We start from the raw sequence: 24,344 nt of genomic DNA, 5'->3' as shown, positions 1-24,344 counted from the left end.
AAAAAGTATGGTTACCCGTAATTCAACCTAAATTATTTAGTTTAGTCATAAAAAGTTGTAGTAAGGCTACTTCGTGTTGCTTCGTGACCTCGCGTCTTCGTGGCAAAGATCGGCAGTTTATTGCCACGAGGACACAAAGACTCAAAGTTTCACGAAGTAAACTTTAATTATTAAGGCTCCCATAAATGAAAATCACCTTTTTGGACAGCCTTATTTTCCCCTTCGGAAGCTTATCATTACCCAAAACTGTCTGAATGTTGATAAGTTCCTCGTTCGAAGGCGATCCACATATCGGTTAGGTCTTGCAAGCGCCTCATCCCACGCCACAGGGTCTTAATTCCTGGATTTCCATCGCCTTTACGGTTCAGAAACCCGCCAAGCATGGCAATCCATCGAATGACTTGATCCAGACTGGGAACATAATCGGATTCAGCAAAGCTTTTATGGTGATAACTATACAAGGCCCGCCACTCCTGCTCATGCATGATCTGCTCGCAGCTGCCCTCAGGGTTTGCCCGGGACTCATAGACCAACCACATCAATCGATAGGCTACTAAACTATAGCAGGCCAGTGCGTTTTGCAGTCCCGCCAGGCTTCGCAGCTGCAAGGCTTCCACCCCACAGCCACTTTTTAAGACAAAATGGAACCGTTCAATCAACCAGCGATGGGTATACCACTGCACGCACTGCAGGGCCTGCTGGAAGCTGGCCACCGGCAGGCTGGTCAACAACTTCCAGCACAGCCGCGCCACCCCGGGCGGCGGACAGGGTTCACTAACTAAAATGGCATACAGTTCCACAGGCCCCAGGTGTTCTTTTCCCGCAGGAGGATTTAATCGTACCGGCTGCCAGCGCACCTGGACCTCCGCTTGGCGGGCCGGCCGGTCGTTGGCTTTTTGAAGTTCTACGCTGAACGTTCCACCCAGCTGGCGGGCGGCCAACTCGTCCCACAACCGCCCTCCATCGATCAGACTCCGATTATGGGTGGCACGAATCAGCAGGTCGGTGCCCGGCTGGCGCTCTACAGCAAATAACTCATAAATATCGGCCTCCCGATCGGCAATATGTACCCGATGGTCAACTCCATCCATCAACTCCTCACTGCGTTGTATCCCCTCCAGCCAGCGATAACTCTCTTTGTCTTCAATTGGGCGACTCGCCCGGCTGGCTTTGATTCCCATCTGCTCGAACGGACGAACCCACACATGCTGGCCTGCAAGCCCCAAGGGAACTCCCTGGGGGCTGACTACGAACGTATTATGAGTCAAGACGCCTTTACCACGGCCGTGATCCAAATAGCCCAACTGGTCGGCAGAACTGCTCGAAAACCCAATATTGGTCGTATCATGCAAGATTAACACCGTCGAATGGTCCATCGCACGTTGAGCTGTCGCTTGGCCAATGGCCTGCACCAACTGAACCGAATCCACCTTTGGTGAACTCCAAAACTGATAGGTCGCCTTCGTACCATACCACTGGCTTTGGGCCTGAGGAACACTGGCCGTGGGATGGTCAGCCGCCGCCTCCACAATCTTACGAAAGCGATCATTACGACGTTTATCACCCAAAGAAAGGAACTCAACTTCAGTTTGCATCCAAGATTTCATAGAATTTTATTGTAAATGTACAGGAAGTTATCCACATTTATAGTGCCTAAAAAATTTGGGTAATGATAAGTTCGGAAGGGGGAGTAAGGGGGATGATCAATCGAAAAAACATGCTTCATTCAATATAAACGACTATAACTTTGTGAATTCAACCGGTAAACGGGTTAATTAATAGTCTTTTTTAGGAATAAAATTGGAAATAAGCAAACCTTTGTATGCAATGATTTTGTGGGAATTTACTGCAGTCAGATGATCGGGTGAATCGCAAGCATTGATTTCATAAGCTTTACCGTTTTCTTTCATTTATCATAATATTTTTAATGAAGCAATAGTTAATAGTTATAAGATTTCATCAAAGTGTATTAATAATACCTTTGGTTGGACTAATAAATCTAAATATTGGAGTTCCTTGTTTAGATACAGATATCTTATCGTCCTATTATCTGCGCTCATAATTTCATCTTGCGATTCGATTCTTGATGGAAGAAAAGGAGATCAATACGGAGAAAATCGAAACCTTTGGCAAGAACAGAAAATAGATAGCTATAGGTTTGAGTACACCAAACTTTGCTACTGCGCCGGATTATTTAACCCGGCTACGATTGTGGTGAAGGCCGATACGATTCATGCAATCCTTGAACCCGAAACCGGTGAACCTCTGCGCGATGCACAGACCGATGAGTTGGTACTTGCTAAGTATCCCGAGTCATTCCGGACCATCAGTGAACTTTTTGATATCATTAAAGATGCCCGGGAAAAAGCAGATAAACTGAAAGTAGAATACAACCAGCAATTAGGCTATCCCACGCTTATTGATATCGATTACATCAAAGAAGCGGTTGATGATGAGGTGACGTATAAGATCGATAATTTTGAAGCGAAAGAGTAGAAATCTGTTCGGCAAGTTGACCAGTCATCGGATGAGTGTTCAAAGCCAAATTATTTGTTTGCTCTCACTTATACTCATCCGATGACTCAAAGATTATCCCAAAATCTATACCTTAAAAACCTGGTCCTCTTTCATTGCCAAAATAGTTTCTGCCATAAGATTAATCAGATTCTCCACATCGCTTAGTGAAATTGTTTCAACCGGCGAGTGCATATATCGCAAGGGCAGGGATATGAGCGCACTTGGAATCCCGGTTTTTTGGTAGAAAATGCTGTCGGTATCCGTGCCGGTTCTCACGCTGGTAGCTTCATGCTGAATATCAATCTCCTTCTTTTCGGCGGTCTTCTCAATCAATTCAACAACCGCCCGATGATTCGCACCACCGTGCTGAACCGTTGGCCCTTTGCCTAACTTCACGGTTCCGTGTTCTTTATTATTAATACCTGGCGTATCGGTGGCGTGTGTTACATCTGTCACCAAAGCTGCATCCGGCATATGCCGAAAACTCATCATTCTTGCGCCAAACCCGCCAACTTCTTCCTGCACGGAGTTGAGGGCAATTACATTTACTTTGAGATTTTTCTTTCGACTTCTGAGCTCTTTCAAAACGTGAGCAATCACAAATCCGCCAATTCGGTTATCCAAAGCCCGTCCGGTTACAATATCATCATTTAAATATTCCAGTTCATCAGAATATGTTACCGGATCGCCAATCTGGATCAACTCCAGAGCTTCCTCTTTGGATGAAACCCCGATATCTACGTAGATGTCTTTCCACGCCGGTTGTTTACCGCCGCCGTTTTTTTTGTCTTGCAAGTGAATTGCTGTATTACCGACCACTCCGGTCACCCGGCCTTTTTTGGAATGAATTACAACTCGTTTTGCTCTTGCGATCGTTGAATCACTTCCCCCCAGCTTGTTCAGAGTTACAAATCCATTATCCGAAATGTGTTGAACCACCATTCCAATTTCATCGGCATGGGCTTCCAGCATAATCGTTGGTACATCTGCATTAATCTGGAGTTTTGCCATCGCCGATCCATAGGCATCGGACTCTACTTTGTCGGCATATTGAGAAATAAACTCCTTCCAGACTTTTTGTCCTTCAGATTCATAACCGGTGGGACTTGGCGTAACAATTAACTTTTCAAGAAACTCGCGTGATTCACTATCGAACATTCGTTATCTGTTTAAATTTGAAAATTATTTTCACGAAATATAAGCATCTGAGCGTACCAAATCGTTCAAAAAAATAATCTTACCGATTTCTTTATTGATAAAATTGTTGTGTTGTCAAAAAAATGCTACAACACAACGATTTAGTTCTTAACTGTCAACATAATCCCAAATTTGATATATTCATTGTAGAAGAAGGCTTTGCAAAACTCTGACCGTCATCCTGAACTTGATTCAGGATCTCCAGATACTGGCTATAAAGACGAATGGAGAATCTGAATCGAGTTCAGATTGACCAATAACCACGGTTTTGCAAAGCCCTCTAGAAGTGAATAAGCCATTTCCAAATAACTTCACAAGTAATGGAAGCACTCACATATCCCGAGTTTTCAAAACATCTCACTGAATTATTAAAGAAAGTAGAGCTTGGTGAGGAGATTATCATTCAACACGAAGAAACCCGGGAGAACATTGCCGTACTCATCCCATATAAAAAGTATCAGGAGGAGCATAAGAACACTTTAAATAAAACAGATCGAAAACTTGGAATTTTAAAGAAAACGGCGGGATATAAAATCAAAAAAAATTTTAAGATAACGGATGAAGAACTGTTAAACTCATGAACTATCTTTTAGATACTCACACTCTGCTTTGGGTACTTTTTGATGAAGAGAGGCTTTCAAAAAAATCAATTATTGCTTTCAAAAACCCGAAAAATATTCTTTTTGTAAGTATTGTAAGTTATTGGGAAATATCCCTAAAATATGGGTTGGGAAAATTAGAGTTGACAGGAATTACTCCTGATGAACTCCCTTATTATGCAAAAGAAGCTGGAATTCAGACATCAAAAGTATCAGAAATTACAGCTTCTACATTTCATAAACTGCCGCGCTCTAAGCACAAAGATCCATTCGACAGATTAATTATCTGGCAGGCCATTCATCAGAATCATATTCTTATTACAAAAGACCGAAAGATAAAGGAGTATCAAAAACATGGTCTTAAAGTATTATGGTGATAAGATAAAGCATGAAATCATTTAAATTATTCAATTCAACAATCTATGCATACACCTGAATATAAGCCCGACTCATTTGCTCACTGGACTGAACTTCCCGTTCGTTTTCGTGATCTCGATGCATTGAATCATGTAAATAATGCCGTTTTCAATACCTATTTTGAAGAGGCTCGAATTAACTTTATCAATGAAGTGCCAGAATTCCAGGCTTCTATGAGTGAAGGTAAAAGTTTTATGCTGGTTCACCTGGAACTGGACTACATAAGGCCAATTTCACTGAATGAAACTATTTTAATCGGAACGTCTGTCGAGGAGTATGGAAATACGAGTATCAAGGGATTCCAGGCAATCTACTCAAAAGTTGACTCCGAACTGAAAGCTGTTGCAAAAACCACTGGTGTTTGGTTTGATCTTGAATTAAACAAACCTGCAAAACTACCCGAGATCAAAGACCGGGATAAGTACCTCTACAAAATTCCCGATAATGGATAAGAGCAGCCAGTACAAAATTTTTAGCGATCCGGTTCATGGGTTTATCACCATTCCGAAGGGCACAATTTTACGGCTCATTGATCATCACTATGTTCAGCGTTTGCGACGGATTCGTCAGTTAGGCTTAGGTTATCTCGTCTTTCCGGCAGCTGAACATTCCCGGTTTTCTCATGCGATTGGTGCATTGGAATTGGGACAGCGCGTGCTCAAAAATCTACGCGAAAAAGACACAACTATTAGTGATGCAGAAGTTTCAGGCACATTGATTGCCATTCTTCTTCATGATGTGGGACACGGCCCTCTCTCCCACACGCTGGAACATACCCTCATCGATGATTTTAATCACGAGATGATGAGTCTCAAAATTATGGAGACACTGAACAAGGAGTTTGAGGGTGAACTCAGTACAGCAATTAAGATTTTCAAAGATCAGTATCCTAAAAAATTTCTCCATCAATTGATCTCTTCTCAGCTTGATATGGACCGGCTGGATTATCTAAAACGTGACAGCTTTTTTACAGGCGTCTCGGAAGGATCCGTTGGAATCAACCGGATTTTAAAAACAATGCGGGTTTTTAAGGGTAACGTAGTCATCGAAAAGAAAGGTATCTATGCGGTTGAAAACTACATTCTCTCCCGCAGGTTGATGTACATGCAGGTGTATCTCCACAAAACTGTTGTCAGCGCTGACGCTTTGTTAAGAAAAATCTTTAAGCGGGTTCGTTTTCTCCTTGATGCAGGTGAGAAAGTTGAAATTCCATCTATTCCTTTGAATTATTTCCTGTCGAAGAACCCATCATCCAAAAAAAGAATCACACAAAAAATGCTGGAGCACTACATGGCTTTAGACGACCATGATGTTTATATCTGCATTAAGCGATGGGCTGCCAGTGAAGACGTGATTTTAGCGGATCTGTCCCACCGCTTTTTGAGCCGGAAGCTCTTCAGAACAACATTTGCCGATCGCAAAGAGAGAGATGAGTTAAAAGATGAGATTCAGGTCAAAACAAAAAAATATCTCAAAAAACAGGGGTTTCCACATGATGATGAGGCAGCTTCCTATTATTATGATGCCAATGAAAATTACAGCGAAGCCTACCGTTACGAAAACGAGAGTATATGGATTTTAGAGGATAACAATAAGGCGGTAGAGTTTTCCAAAGCGGCTGATACCAAGCACATTATTGCGCTGACCGAACCGGTTGTGAAACCGTATTTAGTGCATTTGAAGGAATTTTGAGATATGAATGTACGCCGGACAGCTTGTCCGGCATCTCATAATCATAAAATATTTATCAATAAGGGATTAAATTAGCAATTATCCCAAACCACTTCTTATTACTAATACATTTTGAGGTAACGGGCAAGCTGCCCGTTGTACATGTCAACCAATTCGCTCAAACTTCACAAAAGAAAACTTCTCATGATCTTCTCTCCAAATTTCTTCCCAAACTTTACCAATTTCATCGCGATATTCCGGGAAATATGTATCTCCCTCGTATTTTTCTTTGACTTGGGTGGTGATGAGCTCATCAACCTTATCAATGGTTTGCTTGTAGATCTCTCCACCGCCAATGATGAACACCTGTTCCTGATCGGATAAATAGTCCAGTGCCGCTTCAATCGAGCTGAATGTTGGCACATGATCGTAAGATTTCGACCGGCTTAAAACCACATTTTCTCTTCCGGGCAATGGTTTTTCGTTGAGTTCCTCAAAAACTCCGCGTCCCATCAAAATGGGAGAACCGATCGTGGTTTTTTTAAAAAATTTCAGGTCTTCGCTAAAGTGCCACGGCAGTTCTCCATCTTTCCCGATGACAAGATTAGGATCGTGAGCTACAATAATCGACAACTTCATACCGCAACCGGAAATTTAATGCCCGGATCAGGATCGTAATTTTTTAGCGTGAAATCTTCAAAAGTGAGTTCATCCACCGGTTTATTGGCAATTTCCAGCGTAGGCAGTTCTTTGGGCTTGCGGGTAAGTTGTTCTTTTAAACCATCTATGTGATTTTCGTAGATATGTGCATCCACAATGGTGTGAGCAAATGTTCCGGGTTGCAATCCTACTTCCTGAGCCACCGCCATTGTCAGCGCCGAATAACAGGCCAGATTAAACGGAATTCCGAGGGCGATATCACCGGAGCGTTGTGTGAGATGACAATTCAGTTTTCCATCTGCTACGTTGAAAATGTACATCAGGTGGCAGGGCGGTAATCCCATCTCTCCAAGCAAACCCGGATGCCATGCAGACACAACAATTCGCCGGCTGTTGGGATTTGTTTTAAGCATGTGAATTGCGTTTTGAACCTGATCAAATTCTTCATACTGCCAGTCTTTTTCCTGTTTATCTCCCAATGGCTTGTAAACATCCCCATCTTTTGATTTCGCCATTGGGAAACGACGCCAGAGCACCGGATAGATCGGACCGACATATCCGTCCTCATCGGCCCAGGCATCCCAAATATGGCAGTCCTTTTCATCTCTCAACCATTTAATATGATCTTCACCTCTCAAATACCACAACATTTCGAGAATCACTGATCGAAAATAAACTTTTTTCGTGGTCAGAAGCGGGTAACCTTTAGACAGATCTACTTTGTAAAACTCGGCAAAATTGGCAAGAGTTTTAACACCGGTACGGTTCTCTTTCCAAACTCCGTGATCCAAAACATTTTGAACGAGGTCGAGATATTGTTTCATACTTTATGTGATTTAAGGTTATGACGTCTAAAGTTTAAAGGATTGTTATTTCAGCAATCTGATGCGATCATTAGGCATCAACAGTTTTTGGATTTTAAATCCTTCAACATGAAACTATGAACTTATTACAGCGATGGATACATGAAATTCAACTTCATCATACATCACAGGACAACTCCGCGAAGCAGCATAACGGCCACTGTAAAGTAGATAATTATTCCCGTGACATCGACAAGTGTTGCCACAAACGGAGCTGATGTTACAGCCGGGTCTAATCCCAGTTTCGACATAATAAACGGTAGCATAGAACCGCTCAAATTTCCAAAAAGAACAACTCCAACAAGGCTTGTTCCAACCGTAAGAGCCTGCATAAACACTGCAAACGAAAATGGATCACCGCGTACTACCATCCAAAAAGAGATAACAACCGTGCCCATTACGCCCAAAATACTACCCAGTAACAAGCCGGATAAGAGTTCTCTTTTCAAAACTCCCAGCCAATCTCCCAACTTCAGATCATCCGTTGATAAAGAACGAATAATCAGTGTTGCAGCCTGTGATCCGGAGTTACCACCGCTCGAAATAATCATGGGAATAAACAGAGCTAATACTGCAGCAGCTGCCAGTGTATCCTCGTAACCTGCCATTGCCGTTACCGTAAACATCTGTCCGAGAAATAACAAGATAAGCCAACCGATACGCTTCTGAACCATTCCAAATATATTCGTTTCAGAATAGCTTTTTTCGAGGGCGCTCATACCGGCCATCAACTGCATATCCTCGGTCGTTTCTTGCTCTGCTACATCTAAAACATCATCTACAGTAACAATACCGGCAAGGACCCCGCCTGAATCTACCACCGGAAGTGCAACTCTGTCATACTTACTTAACATACGAACGGCTTCCTCCTGGTCATCGAAAGCGCTGAGTGCTTCAAATGTGTAGTCCATAATATCTGTAATTTTCCCATCCGGTTCGGCGAGAATAAGCTGGTTCAGGCGAAGATCGTCAATCAGTGTTTCATCCTCATCAACCACATAAATAACATTTACAGTTTCGGCATCTCTTCCATGTTTACGGATATGTTCAAAACTTCGGTTGATGGTCCAGTCTTTTTTAATGCGAACATAATTCGTGGTCATCAACCGACCTACACTCTCCGGAGGGTAACCCAAAAGCCTTCGAACCTGGGCGATATTTTCCGGCTGCATGGAGTTGAGCACACGCTGTGTCAGATCCCCGGGCAGCTCTTCCATCAGAGCAACGCGCTCATCCGGCTCCAGGTTGTTCATTACATCGCTGAGCTGTTGACGGCTAAATGTTTCCAGTAACTCTACGCCTTTTGTAGAACTGAGATATGTAAAAACATCCGCCGCTTTACTTTTTTTCAATAAGCGGAATATCACCACGGCCACTTCGGGGTTCAGGTCATCTAAAAGCTCGGCAACATCCACAGCGGGCACATCATCAAGTACCTCTTTGATGGTAACCCACTCTTTTTTTTGGATGAGTTCATCCAGTTCCGGTTTTAGTAAATGTGCGATCATGGAGAATAAATTCGGATGGATTCAATAATAGTAACTCTTATGATAACGCTTGCTGAAGTTATCAAAAAAATAAAAGGCATTCGTTGTTAAATGGGAAATTAATTTTGTCCCAAAACTTCTAATGCATCTCTGGCAGCCGCCTGTTCTGCTTTCTTTTTACTTTTACCCGTTCCCTCTCCCAATTTTTCATTCTCAATGAAAACTGCCACATGAAATGTTTTATCATGCCCCGGCCCATCTTCCGAAATTACCTGGTATTTTGGAAGTTTTAACTTTTCGGATTGCGAATATTCCATCAACACGCTCTTATAGTTATCTATGACCTTTACAATCTTATCGAAATTGATAAACTGATCTATATGCGAGGAGACAAATTTATGAGCGCTGTCGTATCCACTGGAAATATAGATTGCTGCGACAAGGGCTTCATACACATCAGAAAGAACACTTTTTGACAGTTCTATCCCCTGTCCTGTGGCTCTTTCTCCAATTTCAAGAAACTCGCTGAGGCCCAGTTTTTTTGAGATCTCAAACAGAGTATCACCGCGAACGATTTTTGCCCTCAATTTGGTCAAAAAACCCTCGTTTTCTTTGGGATATTTTTCGAATAAAATTTCGGTAACTATCAGATCGAGAACGGCATCTCCCAAAAACTCGAGTCTCTCATACGTTTCATAAGACTCGAATTTATCGTTATCTACAATAGATTTATGACGTAACGCTTTCTGAAAAAGCTGTTGATATTCATCAGGAATGGTAAGATCTAACGTGTTTTCAAGTTTTTCTAAACGTTCCTTCGACTCAGATTGTATCGGACCTTTATCTTTCCACAACCATTTTTTGAGTCGGTATAACATCAATTATTTTTCAAATTTCTTGAAAACAAGTGTAGTGTTATGTCCCCCGAAACCAAATGCATTGTTCAATGCATAATTGATATCGCGTTCAACCGCATTATTTGGTGTGTAATTCAGATCACATTCCGGATCCGGATTTTCCTGATTGATGGTGGGAGGAACCATGCTATGATAGATTGCCAGTAGTGTTGCAATTGATTCTGCAGCACCGGCAGCTCCAAGCATATGGCCCGTCATCGATTTAGTTGAATTCAGATTGATATTGTAGGCGTGATCCCCAAAAACTTTTTTGATAGAGTTGGTTTCGGCAATATCACCAAGTGGTGTGGATGTTCCATGCATATTGATGTGATCCACATCTTCCGGTTTGATATCGGCCATATCCAGTGCATTATTTAATGCAAGCAGCACTCCGTTTCCATCCGGATCGGGAGCGGTAATATGGTGTGCATCCGCAGAAAAACCATACCCCACAATTTCACCGTAAATTCGAGCACCGCGATCGAGCGCAGATTCCAGGGATTCCAGGAAAAACATGGCTGATCCTTCACTCAGAACAAAACCGTCTCGTTCTTTATCGAAAGGCCGGGAAGCTTTTTCGGGTTCTTCATTTCGTCGTGAGAGAGCTCTCATAGATGAAAACCCGGCAACACCAATTCTCCAGACAGGAGATTCAGTGCCCCCGCAGAGAGCCATATCAGATTGTCCGTACCGAATAGAGTCGTATGCGAGACCTATGTTATGAGAACCTGTTGCACACGCTGATACGGCACAGAAGTTTGGGCCTCTAAATCCATATTTTATAGATACCTGGCCGGCGGGCATATCCGGTATTAACATAGGAATAAAGAAAGGATTGACCCTGCGGGCACCCGATTCATGAAGTTCTATCGACTGCTCGTAAAAGGTTTGCATCCCCCCAATTCCCGTACCGATAATTACAGCGACCCGATCTTTGTTTACTTTTTCAAGATCGATGCCGCTGTCATTAATCGCTTCATCCGAAGAGATCATTGCATATTGGGTAACCGGATCTAACCTGCGGGCTTCCTTGCGATCGAAGTAATCATTCGAATCGTAATTATCTATTTGGCCAGCAAATTTTGTGGGCAAATCACTTGTATCGAAATGTTCAATTGTACGCACTCCGCTCTTGCCAGATATTAATCCGTTCCAAAAATCAGGAGCGGTTTTACCAACAGGTGTGAATGCACCAATTCCAGTGATTACTACTCTACGTCCGGTCATAAAAGGGGTGTTATCGTTTAAACTCTACGATTTCTCCTGAATGTATTTGATAGCATCGCCTACTGTTGCAATATTTTCGGCGTCTTCATCAGGTATACTAATATCAAATTCTTTTTCAAACTCCATGATGAGTTCAACAGTGTCCAGAGAATCGGCACCCAGATCATTCGTAAAGTTCGCCTCTGCAACAACTTCAGACTCATCAACTCCGAGTTTATCAACAATAATAGATTTTACTTTAGCTTCAACGTCCTGTGACATAAATTAGACCTTTTGTTTGGTTTAGTAGTTAAAAATAAGTTCATTAAAATTTTAGATACGTGAAAATACAACATCTGCTCATAAAATAACACGCACAAATCAATCGTCTAAATGGCTTATTACATAGCCATACCGCCATCTACACGGATTACTTCTCCAGTAATGTATGAGCTGATATCTGACGCGAGAAAAGCAACCACATTCGAAACCTCTTCGGGATCTCCTGCCCGTCCAAGTGGTGTTTCCTCTTTAATTGTTTCCAATACTTTTTCACTGAGATTTTCGGTCATTTCGGTTAAAATATAACCAGGGGCAACAACATTTGCCCGAATATTACGGCTTGCAAGTTCCTTTGCGTACGATTTTGTAAACCCAACAATACCTGCTTTAGATGCGGCATAATTACTTTGCCCTGCATTTCCGCTCAGTCCCACAACGGAACTGATATTTATGATTGATCCGCCTCTTGCCCGCATCATCGGTTTTGCAGCTGCTTTACTGTAATTAAATACACTTTTCAGATTGGTAGTGATTACATCGTCCCATGCCTTCTCATCCATTCTGAGTATGAGATTATCTCTTGTAATTCCGGCATTGTTTACTAACACATGTAATGAACCCCATTTATCAACAATATCAGAAATTACCTCTTCTGCCCTGTCGAGCTTAACCGCATCGGCTTGATAGGATGTTCCCTTTCCACCTTCATTTTCAATCTCCTTCACAACTTCGGCAGCCGCATCAGCCGAACTTGCATATGTAATAGCTACATTTGCCCCGGCTTTTGCCAGTGTTAGAGCAATTGATTTACCAATACCCCGGCTTCCACCGGTAACCAGGCAATTTTTTCCTTCCAGATTTATCATGTTATTCTATTGATATCCTTCAATATTAATTTCCTTCAGAGTTCGTTTCACCAAGCCCTGGAGAACATTTCCGGGACCAACCTCAACAAACGAATTTACTTCTTCTTTTTCCATATTCAATAATGTCTGCGTCCATCGTACAGGATTCAACAGTTGTTGAAGAACATTATCTTTTAGTTCACTCTCGTCCCTTGTTGGCCGAGCCGTAAAATTACTAAATACTTTAAAACGAGGACGGAAAAACGTGGTACTTTCCAATTTCTTTTGAAGTGCATCAAATGCCGGTTTCATAAGTGGGGAATGAAAAGCCCCACTGACAGGCAGAATTTTAGCCAACCGACAGCCTTTTTCTTTTGCAATGTCAACAGCTTTATGAACCGCATCCACATCGCCTGAAATAACAAGCTGACCCGGACAATTATAATTGGCCGAAACAACCGGTTTTCCAATCTCTTCGGTGGCTTCTTCACAAATTTTATCTACAGTCTCATCGTCCATTCCTATGATAGCAGCCATTGTTCCGGGATTTTCATCCCCGGCTTCCTGCATTTTTTGGCCGCGAAGAGCTACTAACTCCAGGGCCGATTCAAAATCCAGGGCTCCGGCCGCCGTTAAGGCTGTAAATTCTCCCAAACTATGTCCTGCCATTACATCCGGATCCAAATCCAGTGTGGTAAACAATGCATAGGAGTGAAGAAAAATGGCCGGTTGAGTGTACTTTGTCTGAGTCAGCTCATCAGATGGTCCCTCAAACATAATTTCACTCAATGAATATCCGAGAAGCTCATCAGCTTCATCAATAATTGACCGGAATTTTGGATTCGATTCATAGTGATCGAGTCCCATTCCAACTTTTTGAGAGCCCTGACCCGGAAATAGAATAGCTGTACGCATTATTTACTCCATTTCAGGTAGATAGCTCCCCATGTTAATCCTCCACCAAATGCTGAAAGGATCAGACTGTCACCATCTTTAAGTTGATCTTTCCAATCATATAAACAAAGAGGGATCGTGGCAGCAGTGGTATTTCCATATTTTTCAATATTTATCATCACTTTATCTTCTGAAAGCCCCATTCTGCGTGCCGTTGCACTAATTATTCTTTTATTGGCCTGATGGGGAACAAGCCATGTGACATCATCTCCGCTGAGATTGTTTCGTTCCATAATTTCCAGGGATACATCGGCCATTCCTTCAGTAGCTTTCTTAAACACAACGCGGCCATCCTGCCGAAGAAAATGCAGCTTGTTCTTAACAGTTTCTTCACTTGCCGGGTTTATACTCCCACCCGCAGGTTGATAAAGCAAGCACTCTTCATCCCCATTCGTGTGTTGAACATAATCGATGATACCATCTCTATCTGTTTCTTCGAGAACAACAGCTCCGGCAGCATCACCAAACAAGATACAAGTGGATCGATCTGTAAAATCAACAATAGCACTCATCTTATCTGCGCCAATCACTAAAACTTTTTTAGCACGGCCCGACTCAATCATCATACTTCCGTTGGAAAGAGCAAAAAGGAATCCTGAACAGGCAGCTGATAGATCAAACCCATAGGCATTTTCTGCACCTATCCGTTTTTGAACAAGTGCAGCTGTAGCTGGAAACATATAATCGGGCGTTACAGTGGCTACAATAATTGCATCAATTTCTGTTGCGTCAACGCCGGCATCTTCAAGAGCTTCAAGAGCTGCTTTTTCGGCCATAAAAGATGTTGCCTTTTCCGGATCTTTTAATATTCGCCGCTCAGCAATCCCTGTTCGCGAACGAATCCACTCATCATTGGTCTCAACTAAATTTTCGAGTTCTTTATTGGTCAATACATAATCGGGCAAAAAATGCCCAACCCCGCTAATCTTAGCTCGCTTTACAGACATTAAATCAGTTAGTTTTCGTTTAGAGATGCTACAATTTTGTCATTGATACCGTGCTCAACACACTGAACGGCATTAAGGATCATATTTTTGATTGCTATTGCCGAACTGCCACCATGTCCTACAAGGCTCATTCCGTTCACTCCAAGAAAGGGAATGCCGCCTACGTGTTCATAATTAAAGGCTCTGAGCGATTTTGATAAAATTCCAAATACCTTTTTCTGCATCTCGGGTTCTATCTTCTCGTCGGTCATCGTCTTTTTGAGCAGTTGTTTCAGAATTTCGGGAATAGATTCACCAAATTTCAGCAGAACGTTTCCGCAAAATCCGTCAACAAGATAGACATCTGTTTTTCCATACAAAATATCTTTTCCTTCAATATTTCCTGAAAAATAGCTCAGATCTGATAGTAAATCATATACTTTCTTATGCAGTTCAAGTCCTTTCTCGGGTTCTTCCCCAACATTTAACAGACCTACAGTGGGATCTTCAATATCCAGAATTTCCTTCGCAAGAATGCGGCTCATTTTGGCAAACTGGAGATACATCTCAGGCTTTAGCTCAAGATTTGCTCCGGCGTCTGTCAACAGGCTTATACCCTTTAAATTGGGATAAGTAGCTGCGATAGTTGGCCGTATCACCCCTTCAAGTTTGCCGAGCATAAATGTGGATGCAGCCAGTAATGCTCCCGTGTTTCCTACACTTACAAAAGCTTCGCACTCCCCTTTTTTATGAGCAGAGAGTCCCACGGCAATGGATGAAGATTGCTTGGATTTGACAGCTGCTGCAGGCGATTCATTCATAGATATGATTTCCGGAGCATGCAGAATATGAATCCTGTTGGAATCGTACTCAAGATCATCCAGTTCTTTTTGGATCATCTCTTTTGGTCCCACCAAAAGGATTTCAATCTCGGCATTTTCCTGTGATGCCTGAACTGCCCCCTGAATCGGAATTTTTGGAAAGTGGTCCCCTCCTACCGCATCAACAGCAATCACCATGTGGTTACCTTTAGATTAATTAGAAATATTAATCACCTGTCTGCCACGATAATGCCCACATTCCATGCAAACATGATGGCGCTTGTGCATCGCGCCACAGTTAGAACATTCTGTGAGTTGAATATCGGACAATCCATGGTGAGAACGTCTCTTATTTTTGCGAGACTTGGAAGTTTTTCGTTTTGGATGTGCCATGTAAATTTAATTTAAGTTTTCTTCAGTTTCTTTAATTTTTCCCATCTTGGGTCAATCATTTCTTCCTCATCAGGTTCCGGACCATAACATTTCGTTTCAAAATCTTCCGGTTTTCCTTCAGAATCAAGATAATCCGGATGAATTTTTCGAACCGGTATTTCCAGCATGATCGTATCACGGACCTCTTTTTCAATATCCAGCACTAAATCTTCCGGTGGAATTTGCCGAACGGCACCTTTTTCTGTTTCAGTATCTTCGATGTCATCCGGTTCAAAAAGTACGTGATAAGAACCATTTAAATGCTTTGAAAATGGTTTTAATGATCGATCACAAATTAATTCTGTGTCCACATCAATTTCAAAATTAACTTCAATAAAATGATTGGTTCTAAGGAAGTTAATATGAACATCGCCCTTTTTCAGAGTAACTTCATCATCTAATTTGAGATCGCCTTCAGATAAAGATACAGTTCTTTCACTTTGTCCGTCGGGTATCTCTTGTAAATCAAATATTAATTTTGACGTTTCCACAATAGCTTTAAAAGATAGACAGAACTCTTTTTTTATGCAATTTAATTAAACAACCCGAATAACCTTTGCTCAATCAGCTCCAGGACTTTCCCCAGATCGTCCTGATTATTCACAAAATCCAGGTTATCGGTATCTATAATCAGCTTTTCCTGGTCATACCGATCAATCCAATCTTCATAAAGGCGGTTCAACCGTTCCAAATACTCAATTCGAATGGTGTTCTCATAATCCCGGCCCCGTTGTTGTATCTGCCGAACAAGGGTTGGTACTTCAGCACGAAGATAAATTAGCAGGTCAGGTGCCTGAAGATAATGTTCCATTTCATCGAAAAGAGCGCAGTAGTTTTTAAAATCCCGATCGCTCATCAAGCCCATTTCATGCAGGTTTTTCGCAAAAATTTCCACATCTTCGTAGATCGTTCGATCCTGTATAAGGCTTTTATCGAGTGCCATAAGCTTTTTTTGATGCTGAAACCGGCTGGACAAAAAGTAGATTTGAAGATTAAAGCTCCAGCGTCTCATATCCTCATAAAAATCTGACAGGTAGGGATTATCGTCTACGGATTCGTAATAGGTTTTCCATCCAAAGTTTTTGCCTAACAGCTCGGTCAGGGATGATTTTCCCGCACCGATATTTCCCGCAATAGCTATATATTTTTTTTCTTTTTGAGCCGGCATATTATCCATTTTTTCCTAATAACCTGTACATCGCTTTCTTATAACCTTCAACACCCGGCTGGTTAAACGGATTCACCTCAAGCATATAAACATACACAGCCGTAAAAAGCTCATAGAAATAGATCAGTTTGCCCAACTGCTGAGCATTCAGTTCTTCGATAATAATTTTCAAAACAGGAACACCTCCTTCAGTATGAGCTTCTACCGTTCCGCCGAGCGCGCTTTTATTAATCTCATGAAATGATTTGCCGGCAACATATCCAAGCTGATCAATATCTTCGCCCTTCGTTTCATTGACTGTAAAATTGGATATAGGTTTCTTTACCACCAGTATCGTTTCAATTAAATTTCGCTGACCTTCCTGAATGATCTGGCCGATACTGTGAAGATCTGTGGAATAACCAGCCATTGCCGGGAACATCCCCTTTCCCTCTTTACCTTCGCTCTCTCCAAGGAGTTGTTGAATCCAGGCTGTTATTCCTAATAGTTCCGGCTCAAATGATGTAATCACATCCAATGCGTAACCTTTTTTCAAGAATGAGTATCGAAGAGCGGCATATTCCAAAATAGTTTCCTGGCCTTCATTACAATCTTCATACTCAGAAACAGCCCCATAATAAAGTGTCTGAATATCGATACCGGCTACTGCAATAGGAAGCAAACCAACAGGTGTCAGAACGGAAAACCGTCCGCCAACATCATCCGGGATTATATATTTTTGATATCCCTCTTTTGCCACAATTTTATTCATAACACCGCCCTCTTTGCCTGTAGTGGCGATGATTCGGTCACTGGCATCCTCATACACTTCATGCATCCATGAGCGAATGGTCCGAAAGGCAAGAGCCGTTTCCAGCGTAGAACCCGACTTGGAAATCCCATTCAGGTAAACACTTTTCAGTTCTCCATCCTCATCAGGGGTTTTCAGATACTCCATCAACTGTTCCAGGTATTTACCGCTCATATGATGACCGGCATACAAAATTTCGGGACCGTTGTTTTTAAAATATGGACTCAGTGCTTTAATAATCGCCATTGCGCCGGTGTACGACCCGCCAATTCCACATACAATAAAAATATCAGCATCCTGCCGGATTCGTGCAGCATGGCTGGCAATCTCTTCTAATTCGGCATCATTGGGCTCATTCAAAATTCTCTGCCAACCAAGCCATTCGCTGCCCTGCCCGGTTTTATTTTCAACCTGTTTATAGCTTTTCTTTGCCAAATTTAATGCTTCGTCATACTCATCATCAGATAGAAAAGAGCGTGCACTTTTTACATCAGTAGTTATCATAGTATAGCCTCATTATCTCAATATTTTTGCGAGAGCAACCAAATCGTGATTGATCTCTTTTATCTTTCCAAAAGTATCCTTCAGTGGGGTCAATTTCACATTGTTATTTATAATTCCAACCATCACTTCACTCTCGCCGTTATGAATGGCCTGAACAGCTTCAAATCCCAGGCGAGTTGCAAGCACACGATCTCTTGCCGACGGGTTACCGCCACGCTGAACGTGACCCAGGATCGCAACTTTCATGTCATACTCTTCGAAATCCTTTTCCAGATCTTGCGATATTTTCAGAGCACCACCGGTCTGATCTCCTTCGGCAATAACCACAAGTGAGCTTCTTTTATGAAACTTTAAAACTTTTCTGAGGGATTCCTTAATCTCAGAAGTACTTGTAAGATACTCGGGCAGCACAATCATTTCAGCACCACTTGCAATTCCGGTTTCAAGTGCTATAAATCCGGCATCCCTTCCCATCACTTCAATAAAAAAGAGACGTTCATGAGCATCGGCAGTATCCCGGATTTTGTCTATAGCCTCCATTGCCGTGTTCAGAGCTGTATCATAACCAATCGTCTCATCTGTACCTATCAGATCATTGTCTATAGTTGCAGGAATGCCAACCGTATTTATACCATGTTCTTGTGCAAGGAGAGTTGCACCGCGGAAGGTTCCATCTCCTCCAATTACAATAAGCGCATCTACATTCTGTGCCCTCAGCTGATCGGCCGCTTTTTCTCTGCCTTTCTTTGTCCGGAATTCCTCAGACCTGGCAGATTTTAAAATGGTACCGCCCCTCTGAATTATACCTGAAACATCTGTATGTTGAAGGTCGGCAAACGAACCATCGATCAGCCCTTTGTAGCCGTGACGAATAGCGGTTACATCTACGTTAAAATGTGCTGCACCTCGAATGATTGCACGAATGGCTGCATTCATCCCGGGGGCATCCCCACCACTTGTGAGGGTGGCTATTTTTTTCAAAATGTAATTTCTGATTAAGCAATTTAAATTATTTCATGCAAAACTAATCAGCCCTAAAACTTTGCGCAAATAATTAATCACCATAATTTGTATTTTCAACGTTTAAAGTTTCAAACTGAACTGCATTAATGACACAAGAGGTATTGCCACATACCAAAGATATTCCTAAAAATAAAAGCTCACTAAAGGAAATAACTGAACCCGTACAGGAGCATCTTAGTATATTTCGTAGTTTTTTTAAAGACGAAATCAGCAGCGATGTTTTCTTGTTGGATCAAATCATACGTTATCTTCTGCGGCAGAAGGGCAAAGAGATTCGTCCCACTCTTGTTTTTATGACCGCCCGAATGTTTGGAACGGTGGACAAAAGAAGTTTTGTGGCTGCCACGATGATTGAGCTTCTTCACACCGCTACACTTATTCACGACGATGTGGTTGATGAGTCAGATAAACGGCGGGGTTTTTTAAGTATCAACAAAATCTGGCGGAACAAAGCAGGGGTTCTTTTGGGGGATTTTTTACTCTCAAAAGGATTACTCATTGCCCTCGATTATAAAGAATATCAGCTCCTCCATGTACTTTCTGATGCAGTTCGCGATATGAGCGAGGGAGAGCTCAGGCAGTTAAAAACCTCCAACCTCTTTAATATGACGGAGGATCGATATTTTCAGATTATCTCTGAAAAAACAGCAAGCCTTATTTCTGCTTGCTGCCAATGCGGGGCAATTGCCACCACCGATAATGAATCTACCATCGAGGGGATGAAAGAGGTGGGCATGAAAATCGGAATAGCGTTCCAGATTAAGGATGATCTTTTTGATTATGGAATTGCTGATGTTGGCAAACCAACACGCAACGACATCCAGGAAAGAAAAGTAACCCTGCCATTTATCTATGCGCTGGACAATGCGTCGAAAATGGAGCAGTTAAACGCGCGGCGTCTCATGAAAAAGCGTAAAAAAACACAAAAAGATATTGATAAGATTGTGCAGTTTGTTCATGAACATGACGGGTTGGCGCTTGCTGAATCGAAGATGGTAAACTATGCTAATAGTGCCCTCGATTTACTGCAGGAACTTCCCATAAAGAAAGGTTACGAAGACTTCAAAGCACTTGTTGAGTTCATCATCACAAGAAAGAAATAGCCAATCTGATGGTGCATATTTTTTTGTCTGATGTCCATTTGGGAGCCAATAATCCTGAGGAAACAGAGCAACTGGAACATGAACTTATCCGGCTTGTGGACTATTGTGAATCACAGAAAATACAGATTCATATATTGGGTGATTTTTTTGATTATTGGATGGAATTTCCAGACTACGTTCCAGAGTTAGGGCAAGATATTCTGAAGCGATTTGAAAGCTATAATCGTACAGTGAATAGTGCCACAACCTATATTACCGGGAATCACGACTACTGGACCGTTTCACATTTTGAGAAACTCGGCTTTAAAGTTGAGCATGAATATATGAACCTTGATCTGGGTGACAGGAAACTGTTTCTCTGCCATGGCGACGGACTCTCAGACGAAAAATTTCGTCTTCGCAGGCCATTGCTGCACAGATTTATTCGTCATCCTAAATTTGTTAGATTCTATAAATTCTTGTTACCCGGAAAAACCGGGCTACAATTAATGAAATCATTCTCATCATTTACCCGCGATGAAGATTTTATTGATACCGAACGCCTTAGCAACTGGGCAGAATTTATGTTCAAAAATTTTCCATTTGATGTGATTGTATCGGGGCACGATCACGTTCCGAGAGTGGAAACTTTTTCCCGGGGAACCTATATAAATACCGGTGCTTTCAACAAGTACAAAACCGTTTTAAAATATACCAAAGAGGCCATTGAACTCGTTAGATGGGACGATGGCGCAAACAAATTTCAACCATTTGAATATCAGTCTAAAGCAGGTCTGAATGGACAATAATAATAACATAGACATGGATCGGTATTTCAACGACCGGGAATACCGAAAACAGATCTCAGCCGAGAGAAAAAAGAAAAAAACTTTTCGGGGGCTATTCTCAAATAGAATCGTAAAGGCAGGGTTAGTAACACTTGCAATACTTTTAATAGCTCTCGGCGGATATGTGTACTACCTTTTCCAGGGACTTCCCTCCATCCAGGAGCTTGAAAATCCTAAAACAGCCATTGCTACAGAAGTACGAAGCCGAGATGGTGTAGTTCTTGACCGGTATTTCGTAGAGAACAGAACCTATGTTCCTATTGAAAAAATATCACCGAATGCTATCAATGCCCTCATCGCCACTGAAGATCACCGGTTTTTTAATCACTGGGGAGTTGATTTTCAAAGCCTGATGAGACTACCCTATTATTGGCTTCAACAACGATTTGAAGGGGGATCTACAATCAGCCAGCAGCTTGCACGAAATCTTTACAGGAAAATTGGGTTTGAAGTAACCGTTACCCGAAAGTTGCGCGAGATGATTACAGCCGTTCAGATCGAAAGTAATTACACCAAACGGGAAATCATTGAGATGTATCTGAACACTGTTGAATTTAGCAACAGTGCGTTTGGAATTGAATCGGCCGCACAAACCCATTATGGTAAACCAGCAAGTGATTTAACTCTGACTGAATCAGCCAATCTGATCGGGCAACTCAAAGCTGTATATGCCTATAACCCAAGACTTTTTCCTGAACGAGCCAAGTCTCGTCGAAATATTGTGTTGAACCAGATGCAAAAGCATGGATTTATCAGCCAGCAAGTGTTTGAGAATTTAAGTGAAGAACCGATTGCACTTAACTATCAACGGCCATCAAAAGCAGGACGAGAAAGCCGATATTTCGGTGAATATGTTCGCCTGAAAGTAGAAGATTGGGCCGAAGAAAATGGGTATGATCTTTATTCAGACGGCCTGGTGATATACACCACAATTGATTCGCGTCTTCAAAAACATGCTGAAGCGGCCGTACAGGAAAAAATCAAAGAGTTCCAGAAAACATTCGAGAACGAATGGACCTCCTACAATGGCGATTATATGGACGAACTTTGGGAAAAACATCCCTCCTTCTTAAAAAGTTTTATTCGGGAAACAGACCGATATAAAAATTCCTTCTCGAAACTCGAGACAAACCAGGAATCGGTTGTTTTTGATCACTTAATGGCCGACTCCTCTTTTGTGGATTCAGTAAAAAGGGTCAGAACGAAATTACAGGCAAGCTTCACAGCTATCCGTCCCGACAATGGGCACATTTTGGCCTGGGTTGGCGGTGCTGATTTTGGAACCGAACAGTACGATTATGTACATCAAGCCAAGCGACAGGCAGGTTCTACGTTCAAACCGTTTGTCTATGCCGTAGCCATAGATAACGGTTATATGCCCTATCACAAATTTTCTAAGTATCCCAGCAGTTACATACAGCCTAACGGACAGACATGGAATCCGAAAGATCCCTCCATACCATCCGGGCCACAAATGGTACCTCTGCGGGAAGCCCTGGCACGAAGTTTAAATAACGTTACGATACGACTTTTGCCAGAAATTGCCGGTGCTCCCGGAACAAACAGAACCCGTGATCTTGAACCGGCCGCCCGCATGATTCGTGATATGGCGAGCAACCTCGGTATAGATGTTAGTGATTTCCCACCCTACCCTTCCATTGCTCTTGGAACTGCGGAGGTTTCACTGCTTGAACTTGTGAGTGCTTACACGACTTTTGTGAATAAAGGTGTTCACATCGAACCGATTGCAATTACAAGAATTGAGGACAAAGAGGGAAATGTATTAGTTGAATATTTTCCAGAATACAGCCAGGAAGCCATCAGTCCGGAAACAGCTTACATGATGGTTGATATGATGCGCGGTGTGATTCGCGGCGGAGAGGATTATCACGGAACGGGCGTGCGTTTAAGAAATGTGTACAATGTTCAGCAGGATGTAGCCGGCAAAACCGGAACCACGCAAAACAGTGCCGATAACTGGTTTGTAGCCATGATGCCCCACATCGTCATGGGATCGTGGGTAGGCGGGGAAGATCGCCGAATACGATTCCCAACTGATGGTGGATACAGTATTGGTCAGGGTGCAAGAACGGCGTTACCCAATTGTGGGACAGTTCATCAATAACGTAACGGATGACCCCGAAGCTCCCTGGAGTTATGATGCGTTTGAACCCCCACCAGGTTTTGTGATGCCGGAAAATCCTGCAAATACCGATCAAAATCGTGAACGGGAACGTATTGGATGGTAGATTAATCAATCATTCAGACGATAATTCATTATTAATTGATCGGTATTCATTTTACTGATCTCTCCTTCTCCTGTGGACGGCCATTTTCCAAGTTCGGCAAAACCATCACCATCTACGAAAACCCGTCCTGTTCCACTGGGAATGAAAACCCCAATGCCTTGATCATCCACTACAATAATTCCTCCAAAGGCATCCCGGATCCCATTATCATCCATCGTTCCTGACAGGAAGTTTACAGAAACCACGGTATCCTGCTCTACGATATCCAGTTGCTTTCCAAATACAGAAAATTTCTTACCCTTACCTATTATAAATGAGTTTTCTCCAAGAAATGGATTTGAACCCAGTACAATCCTGTCAAAATCAACCGTTAAGTTTTTATTATCCTGGTTACTGAATCTGAATAGCGTATCCCGAAATCTTCCGCCGGGCTGAATTCCATCATTTGGAACGTTTGTGCTTTCCAAAATCGTCGGCTGCATCATTACAGTTGCCTGACCTATGGAGGAGCTTGATGTTAATAGTCGGGCTTCTACGTTCGGGGGATTTTTTCCTCTGTGGATCGGAAGACCCAAATCATTTTCAAGTACATTCAACAGATCATCTCCCAAAAGATCTCTGATTGGCTCGCTGATTCCATCTTCAAATTCAACGTTTACATTGTTGCCTGATTTACAAGAGACGAAAATAATGATGATGGAAAAACTCAGAAAAAAGATCTTGAATTTATTCATAGTAAAACACAAATAGTGACGATGATTGAATATTTACATTTAAAATACGTTTATTCCTTCTGTAAATGATAAACGAATTCTGCCGACATTAATTCTCAAACAACTTATTAATGATTTTAATTCTGTATAGAATTGCAAAGCAACATCATTTGCTTCCATAAGATAGTGTG

At 42.1% G+C, this 24,344-nt stretch carries 26 protein-coding genes; 9 read left to right on the top strand and 17 right to left on the bottom strand.

Features of this window, described 5'->3' with window-relative positions; all coding sequences use genetic code 11:
• Window positions 1–236: 236 nt before the first annotated feature.
• On the bottom strand, window positions 237–1,595 hold the full coding sequence (locus tag U5K72_18975) for an IS4 family transposase (protein MDZ7720910.1): 1,359 nt from the start codon (window positions 1,593–1,595) through the stop codon (window positions 237–239).
• A gap of 421 nt (window positions 1,596–2,016) precedes the next feature.
• Between U5K72_18975 and U5K72_18970 the strand changes: the two genes are divergently transcribed.
• On the top strand, window positions 2,017–2,496 hold the full coding sequence (locus U5K72_18970) for a DUF6174 domain-containing protein (protein MDZ7720909.1): 480 nt from the start codon (window positions 2,017–2,019) through the stop codon (window positions 2,494–2,496).
• Window positions 2,497–2,601: 105 nt separating this feature from the next.
• Here the strand turns inward: U5K72_18970 and U5K72_18965 are convergent, their stop codons facing one another.
• The gene (locus U5K72_18965) at window positions 2,602–3,675 is read right to left on the bottom strand and encodes a M42 family metallopeptidase (GenBank protein ID MDZ7720908.1); all 1,074 of its coding nucleotides are present in this window, start codon (window positions 3,673–3,675) and stop codon (window positions 2,602–2,604) included.
• Window positions 3,676–4,034: 359 nt separating this feature from the next.
• Between U5K72_18965 and U5K72_18960 the strand changes: the two genes are divergently transcribed.
• From U5K72_18960 to U5K72_18945, 4 genes are read left to right on the top strand one after another with little or no spacing between them, the layout of a single operon-like run.
• Entirely contained in the window at window positions 4,035–4,295 is a 261-nt protein-coding gene (locus U5K72_18960) for a type II toxin-antitoxin system prevent-host-death family antitoxin (GenBank protein ID MDZ7720907.1), read from the top strand.
• Entirely contained in the window at window positions 4,292–4,690 is a 399-nt protein-coding gene (locus tag U5K72_18955; GenBank protein MDZ7720906.1) for a type II toxin-antitoxin system VapC family toxin, read from the top strand. The genes U5K72_18960 and U5K72_18955 overlap by 4 nt, the downstream gene beginning before the upstream one ends.
• A 45-nt stretch (window positions 4,691–4,735) precedes the next feature.
• The gene (locus U5K72_18950) at window positions 4,736–5,182 is read left to right on the top strand and encodes a thioesterase family protein (protein MDZ7720905.1); all 447 of its coding nucleotides are present in this window, start codon (window positions 4,736–4,738) and stop codon (window positions 5,180–5,182) included.
• Window positions 5,175–6,422, top strand: coding sequence for an HD domain-containing protein (locus tag U5K72_18945; protein ID MDZ7720904.1), 1,248 nt, complete (start codon window positions 5,175–5,177; stop codon window positions 6,420–6,422). Before U5K72_18950 ends, U5K72_18945 begins: the two co-directional genes overlap by 8 nt.
• A gap of 144 nt (window positions 6,423–6,566) precedes the next feature.
• Here the strand turns inward: U5K72_18945 and U5K72_18940 are convergent, their stop codons facing one another.
• From U5K72_18940 to pfkA, 14 genes are all read right to left on the bottom strand, one after another.
• Window positions 6,567–7,040: a dihydrofolate reductase gene (locus U5K72_18940; GenBank protein ID MDZ7720903.1), complete on the bottom strand. Its 474-nt coding sequence runs from the start codon at window positions 7,038–7,040 to the stop codon at window positions 6,567–6,569.
• A complete protein-coding gene (locus U5K72_18935) occupies window positions 7,037–7,885 on the bottom strand; it encodes a thymidylate synthase (protein MDZ7720902.1) in 849 nt (282 codons plus the stop codon). The genes U5K72_18940 and U5K72_18935 overlap by 4 nt, the downstream gene beginning before the upstream one ends.
• A 164-nt stretch (window positions 7,886–8,049) precedes the next feature.
• Window positions 8,050–9,432 (bottom strand): magnesium transporter, encoded by a 1,383-nt coding sequence (mgtE, locus tag U5K72_18930; GenBank protein MDZ7720901.1) that lies wholly within the window; start codon window positions 9,430–9,432, stop codon window positions 8,050–8,052.
• A 98-nt stretch (window positions 9,433–9,530) separates the two neighbouring features.
• Entirely contained in the window at window positions 9,531–10,289 is a 759-nt protein-coding gene (gene rnc, locus U5K72_18925) for a ribonuclease III (GenBank protein MDZ7720900.1), read from the bottom strand.
• 3 nt (window positions 10,290–10,292) lie between these two features.
• The gene (fabF, locus tag U5K72_18920) at window positions 10,293–11,537 is read right to left on the bottom strand and encodes a beta-ketoacyl-ACP synthase II (protein ID MDZ7720899.1); all 1,245 of its coding nucleotides are present in this window, start codon (window positions 11,535–11,537) and stop codon (window positions 10,293–10,295) included.
• A gap of 24 nt (window positions 11,538–11,561) precedes the next feature.
• Complete coding sequence (locus U5K72_18915) at window positions 11,562–11,798, bottom strand: acyl carrier protein (GenBank protein ID MDZ7720898.1); 237 nt, start codon at window positions 11,796–11,798, stop codon at window positions 11,562–11,564.
• A gap of 119 nt (window positions 11,799–11,917) precedes the next feature.
• The gene (gene fabG / locus U5K72_18910; protein ID MDZ7720897.1) at window positions 11,918–12,664 is read right to left on the bottom strand and encodes a 3-oxoacyl-[acyl-carrier-protein] reductase; all 747 of its coding nucleotides are present in this window, start codon (window positions 12,662–12,664) and stop codon (window positions 11,918–11,920) included.
• Window positions 12,665–12,670: 6 nt separating this feature from the next.
• The gene (gene fabD / locus U5K72_18905) at window positions 12,671–13,558 is read right to left on the bottom strand and encodes an ACP S-malonyltransferase (GenBank protein ID MDZ7720896.1); all 888 of its coding nucleotides are present in this window, start codon (window positions 13,556–13,558) and stop codon (window positions 12,671–12,673) included.
• Window positions 13,558–14,544 carry a beta-ketoacyl-ACP synthase III gene (locus tag U5K72_18900; protein ID MDZ7720895.1) on the bottom strand — a complete coding sequence of 329 codons (987 nt, stop codon included), beginning with the start codon at window positions 14,542–14,544 and terminating at the stop codon, window positions 13,558–13,560. The genes fabD and U5K72_18900 overlap by 1 nt, the downstream gene beginning before the upstream one ends.
• A gap of 8 nt (window positions 14,545–14,552) precedes the next feature.
• Window positions 14,553–15,542, bottom strand: coding sequence for a phosphate acyltransferase PlsX (gene plsX / locus U5K72_18895; protein MDZ7720894.1), 990 nt, complete (start codon window positions 15,540–15,542; stop codon window positions 14,553–14,555).
• A gap of 206 nt (window positions 15,543–15,748) precedes the next feature.
• On the bottom strand, window positions 15,749–16,267 hold the full coding sequence (locus U5K72_18890; GenBank protein MDZ7720893.1) for a DUF177 domain-containing protein: 519 nt from the start codon (window positions 16,265–16,267) through the stop codon (window positions 15,749–15,751).
• A 41-nt stretch (window positions 16,268–16,308) separates the two neighbouring features.
• Window positions 16,309–16,944, bottom strand: a complete 636-nt coding sequence (locus U5K72_18885) for a deoxynucleoside kinase (GenBank protein ID MDZ7720892.1) — start codon at window positions 16,942–16,944, stop codon at window positions 16,309–16,311.
• A 1-nt stretch (window position 16,945) separates the two neighbouring features.
• Window positions 16,946–18,238, bottom strand: coding sequence for a glucose-6-phosphate isomerase (locus U5K72_18880; GenBank protein MDZ7720891.1), 1,293 nt, complete (start codon window positions 18,236–18,238; stop codon window positions 16,946–16,948).
• A 12-nt stretch (window positions 18,239–18,250) separates the two neighbouring features.
• Window positions 18,251–19,219, bottom strand: coding sequence for a 6-phosphofructokinase (gene pfkA / locus U5K72_18875; GenBank protein MDZ7720890.1), 969 nt, complete (start codon window positions 19,217–19,219; stop codon window positions 18,251–18,253).
• Window positions 19,220–19,347: 128 nt separating this feature from the next.
• Here pfkA and U5K72_18870 point away from each other — a divergent pair, with 128 nt between their 5' ends.
• Genes U5K72_18870 through U5K72_18855 form a run of 4 tightly spaced genes read left to right on the top strand, consistent with a single transcriptional unit; the run spans window position 19,348 to window position 23,440 of the window.
• On the top strand, window positions 19,348–20,364 hold the full coding sequence (locus tag U5K72_18870; protein ID MDZ7720889.1) for a polyprenyl synthetase family protein: 1,017 nt from the start codon (window positions 19,348–19,350) through the stop codon (window positions 20,362–20,364).
• Between the two features lie 8 nt (window positions 20,365–20,372).
• Window positions 20,373–21,152 carry a UDP-2,3-diacylglucosamine diphosphatase gene (locus tag U5K72_18865; protein ID MDZ7720888.1) on the top strand — a complete coding sequence of 260 codons (780 nt, stop codon included), beginning with the start codon at window positions 20,373–20,375 and terminating at the stop codon, window positions 21,150–21,152.
• The gene (locus U5K72_18860) at window positions 21,142–23,316 is read left to right on the top strand and encodes a transglycosylase domain-containing protein (protein ID MDZ7720887.1); all 2,175 of its coding nucleotides are present in this window, start codon (window positions 21,142–21,144) and stop codon (window positions 23,314–23,316) included. Before U5K72_18865 ends, U5K72_18860 begins: the two co-directional genes overlap by 11 nt.
• Complete coding sequence (locus tag U5K72_18855) at window positions 23,297–23,440, top strand: hypothetical protein (GenBank protein ID MDZ7720886.1); 144 nt, start codon at window positions 23,297–23,299, stop codon at window positions 23,438–23,440. The genes U5K72_18860 and U5K72_18855 overlap by 20 nt, the downstream gene beginning before the upstream one ends.
• A gap of 5 nt (window positions 23,441–23,445) precedes the next feature.
• On the opposite strand, the gene U5K72_18850 is transcribed toward U5K72_18855, so the two are convergent.
• Complete coding sequence (locus U5K72_18850) at window positions 23,446–24,174, bottom strand: hypothetical protein (protein ID MDZ7720885.1); 729 nt, start codon at window positions 24,172–24,174, stop codon at window positions 23,446–23,448.
• Window positions 24,175–24,344: the final 170 nt, after the last annotated feature.

It is taken from the genome of Balneolaceae bacterium (genome assembly GCA_034521495.1).
Taxonomy (GTDB): domain Bacteria; phylum Bacteroidota; class Rhodothermia; order Balneolales; family Balneolaceae; genus Rhodohalobacter.
This window is presented reverse-complemented; position numbering and strand designations above follow the sequence as displayed.

Coding starts and splice junctions, on each gene's coding strand:
- U5K72_18975 (MDZ7720910.1), bottom strand. CDS start 1,595: ATGCAAACTGAAGTTGAGTTCCTTTCTTTGGGTGATAAACGTCGTAAT.
- U5K72_18965 (MDZ7720908.1), bottom strand. CDS start 3,675: ATGTTCGATAGTGAATCACGCGAGTTTCTTGAAAAGTTAATTGTTACG.
- U5K72_18960 (MDZ7720907.1), top strand. CDS start 4,035: ATGGAAGCACTCACATATCCCGAGTTTTCAAAACATCTCACTGAATTA.
- U5K72_18955 (MDZ7720906.1), top strand. CDS start 4,292: ATGAACTATCTTTTAGATACTCACACTCTGCTTTGGGTACTTTTTGAT.
- U5K72_18950 (MDZ7720905.1), top strand. CDS start 4,736: ATGCATACACCTGAATATAAGCCCGACTCATTTGCTCACTGGACTGAA.
- U5K72_18945 (MDZ7720904.1), top strand. CDS start 5,175: ATGGATAAGAGCAGCCAGTACAAAATTTTTAGCGATCCGGTTCATGGG.
- U5K72_18940 (MDZ7720903.1), bottom strand. CDS start 7,040: ATGAAGTTGTCGATTATTGTAGCTCACGATCCTAATCTTGTCATCGGG.
- U5K72_18935 (MDZ7720902.1), bottom strand. CDS start 7,885: ATGAAACAATATCTCGACCTCGTTCAAAATGTTTTGGATCACGGAGTT.
- mgtE (MDZ7720901.1), bottom strand. CDS start 9,432: ATGATCGCACATTTACTAAAACCGGAACTGGATGAACTCATCCAAAAA.
- rnc (MDZ7720900.1), bottom strand. CDS start 10,289: ATGTTATACCGACTCAAAAAATGGTTGTGGAAAGATAAAGGTCCGATA.
- fabF (MDZ7720899.1), bottom strand. CDS start 11,537: ATGACCGGACGTAGAGTAGTAATCACTGGAATTGGTGCATTCACACCT.
- U5K72_18915 (MDZ7720898.1), bottom strand. CDS start 11,798: ATGTCACAGGACGTTGAAGCTAAAGTAAAATCTATTATTGTTGATAAA.
- fabG (MDZ7720897.1), bottom strand. CDS start 12,664: ATGATAAATCTGGAAGGAAAAAATTGCCTGGTTACCGGTGGAAGCCGG.
- fabD (MDZ7720896.1), bottom strand. CDS start 13,558: ATGCGTACAGCTATTCTATTTCCGGGTCAGGGCTCTCAAAAAGTTGGA.
- U5K72_18900 (MDZ7720895.1), bottom strand. CDS start 14,544: ATGTCTGTAAAGCGAGCTAAGATTAGCGGGGTTGGGCATTTTTTGCCC.
- plsX (MDZ7720894.1), bottom strand. CDS start 15,542: ATGGTGATTGCTGTTGATGCGGTAGGAGGGGACCACTTTCCAAAAATT.
- U5K72_18885 (MDZ7720892.1), bottom strand. CDS start 16,944: ATGCCGGCTCAAAAAGAAAAAAAATATATAGCTATTGCGGGAAATATC.
- U5K72_18880 (MDZ7720891.1), bottom strand. CDS start 18,238: ATGATAACTACTGATGTAAAAAGTGCACGCTCTTTTCTATCTGATGAT.
- U5K72_18870 (MDZ7720889.1), top strand. CDS start 19,348: ATGACACAAGAGGTATTGCCACATACCAAAGATATTCCTAAAAATAAA.
- U5K72_18865 (MDZ7720888.1), top strand. CDS start 20,373: ATGGTGCATATTTTTTTGTCTGATGTCCATTTGGGAGCCAATAATCCT.
- U5K72_18860 (MDZ7720887.1), top strand. CDS start 21,142: ATGGACAATAATAATAACATAGACATGGATCGGTATTTCAACGACCGG.
- U5K72_18850 (MDZ7720885.1), bottom strand. CDS start 24,174: ATGAATAAATTCAAGATCTTTTTTCTGAGTTTTTCCATCATCATTATT.